Genomic DNA, 2,655 nt, shown 5'->3' with positions numbered 1-2,655 from the left:
TTTCTTCATCAAAATCAAAATGTGAATTGTGAAGGGGAATATTTGTTCCTGTGCCTAAAAAGAAGAAGACGCCCGGTACATATTGTTGATACCAGCTGAAGTCCTCGGAAATCATTTCATGGGTATCTAAAATCAATAGAGAATCCAGGATCGTATGTACCTTTCGTACAAGCTTTTTATCGTTGAATACGACAGGATAGCCCTCACTGATGGAAAACTCGAATCTAGCTTCTTGATACGCTTTTGCACAACTATATAGCTGTTCCTTTAGATATTGGTAGATATCCTCATCTAAGGAGCGCATCGTACCTTCTAAATGACAATGATCACTGACTACATTTCGTACTGTTCCGCTTTCTATTCTTCCAAAGCGAAGTAATCGGGCATACTTTGGATCAATCTGGGATTCCATTTGATAGAGGTCTAGAAGATAACGGGCACCGATTTCCAGAGCGTCGATTCCTTCTTTATATTTGGCCGCATGACTGGTCTTTCCGAAAATATCGATGTTTACCTCACTGCTTCTTGCCATCATAGGCCCCGGGATCGTGGCAATCTGACCGGCAGGAAGAAAGGGCCAAAGGTGTGTGCCATAGATTTCTTTGACTTTATATTTTTCTAAGATACCTTGTTGACACAAAAGCTTGGCACCGCCGGGTGATTCTTCTCCGGGTTGAAAGATCAACAGTACATTACAGGAAAGCTCTTTATAAAAGGTATTGAGTTCCTGGGCAAATCCCAGCAACAAGGCCATATGGCCATCATGTCCACAAGCATGCATACATCCTTCATGTCCGCTTTTAAAAGGAACCTCTGTCATCTCTTTAACAGGAAGAGCATCCATATCACTGCGAAATGCAATCGTAATTGGCTTTTGGTTGTCAAAATAGGCTACAACAGCACTTTCAATCGGTGATTCGATCTGGCAATCCAGCCCATCTAAAGCTTGCAGGATATATTGCTTGGTCTTGGGTAGTACAAGTTCTAACTCAGGAATCTGATGAAGATCCCTTCTATATTTTCTCACTTTTTCTAACATAGAGTTATTTTATCGAAAAATTTGAAAATTTTCAAAAGCTATTTACATTTTCTTTCATATTATGTATAATTCTTTCATGATAGAGGCGCAAAGACGATGAAAAAATGGAAAGCCGGCAGGCATTTGATCCATTTTGGGGGCAACTTTGCCGAACTGTTTTTTCAGGCATGAACAAACGGTGGGCCGATAAAGAATATTTATCGGACTGTCTACGGATGTAGGAGGGCTATCGCACGATTTTGATCGTACCGACAGGATAGTCTATCCTGTCTTTTTTCATAGGAGGGCTTGAGTATGGATGCCGTTTTAAAGATTGGCGGAGTTCCGGTTACCGAATTAAAAGAAAGATATGGAACACCGCTCTATGTATATGATGAAGAAAAACTGCTTCATCAATGCAGGCAATATAGTCAATATTTTAGCTGCGATGCCTTTGATACCGAAGTGCTTTATGCGTCCAAGGCATTTAGCTGTATAGAAATGCTTCGTCTAGTTAAAAATCAGGGACTCAGTGTTGATGTTGTGTCAATGGGAGAGCTGTTTACCGCATTAAAAGCCGGTATATCACCTGATCGCATCTATTTTCATGGCAACAATAAGACTTTGGAAGAGATTCAATATGCGCTGGATAATCATGTTCAAACGTTTATTGTCGACAATTTACAGGAAGCGTATTTATTGGTGGAAGAGATGAAAACAAGAGATTATGTTCTGCATGTTTTATTACGAATCAATCCTTGTATTGAAGCCCATACGCATGCTTATATTCAAACGGCCAATATAGATTCCAAATTTGGCATTCATTTAGAATCGATATCGCAAATTGTAGATCTGATCCAAACACTGAAACAATCGAATCATATTGTCTTTGATGGATTTCATGCACATATTGGATCGCAAATCTTTGAAAAAGAAGCTTTTGTCAAAGAAATCGAAACGATGTTTTCTTTAATCGATACAATGCAGAAAAAGGGTATTTTATGTAATACTTTGAATTTAGGTGGTGGCTTTGCCGTACATTATACCGATGAAGATCAACCGATTCCGATTTCCGTTTTCAGTTCTGTGATTTTGGAAACCTGTCAGAAGATGCAGGAATTGTATCATACAAACATTCAGAAAATCTTAATCGAACCGGGACGAAGTATCGTTGCCGAAGCGGGATCGACTTTATATACAGTCGGTTTTATCAAAAAGACACCACATAAAAAATATGTATTTGTAGATGGCGGTATGTCTGATAATATTCGTCCCAGCTTATATCAGGCAAAGTATGAGGCCGATATTGTCAATCATATGGATCAAAAGAGAACCGAAATAGTTTGTGTAGCCGGAAAGTGTTGTGAATCAGGAGATATCTTGATCGATTCCATTGCCTTGCCACCTTGTGACAGCGGTGATCTTTTGATGGTCTATTCGACCGGTGCTTATGGTTTCAGTATGTTTAATAACTACAATCGAAATTTACGTCCGGCCGTTGTTTTTGTCAAAGAAGGGAACAGTCGCCTGGTTGTAAAACGAGAAACGCTGCAAGAGCTTGTGAGAGGGGATGTGTGTGATGAAGATCCCGTTTAGAAAATATCATGGATGTGGAAATGATTTTATCATCGTACAGG

Annotated in this window: 2 protein-coding genes and 1 riboswitch; of the genes, one reads left to right on the top strand and one right to left on the bottom strand. The window is 39.5% G+C overall.

What is annotated here, in order from left to right:
* The coding region (locus U0M88_RS09705) for a M20 metallopeptidase family protein (RefSeq protein ID WP_331869685.1) at positions 1–1,039 on the bottom strand (1,039 nt) is incomplete at its 3' end.
* A 72-nt stretch (positions 1,040–1,111) separates the two neighbouring features.
* Positions 1,112–1,276: riboswitch (Lysine riboswitch) on the top strand.
* Positions 1,277–1,333: 57 nt separating this feature from the next.
* Here U0M88_RS09705 and lysA point away from each other — a divergent pair.
* Positions 1,334–2,614, top strand: coding sequence for a diaminopimelate decarboxylase (lysA, locus tag U0M88_RS09700; protein WP_195222777.1), 1,281 nt, complete (start codon positions 1,334–1,336; stop codon positions 2,612–2,614).
* Positions 2,615–2,655: the final 41 nt, after the last annotated feature.

Origin of the sequence: Faecalicoccus sp., assembly GCF_036552745.1 — a bacterium.
Taxonomy (GTDB): domain Bacteria; phylum Bacillota_I; class Bacilli_A; order Erysipelotrichales; family Erysipelotrichaceae; genus Faecalicoccus.
Note: the sequence above shows the minus strand (reverse complement) of the source record. Positions and strands in the feature narration are given on the sequence as shown.

What these genes read in the sequence shown, in the direction of transcription:
- lysA (WP_195222777.1), top strand. Translation starts at nt 1,334, where the DNA reads ATGGATGCCGTTTTAAAGATTGGCGGAGTTCCGGTTACCGAATTAAAA.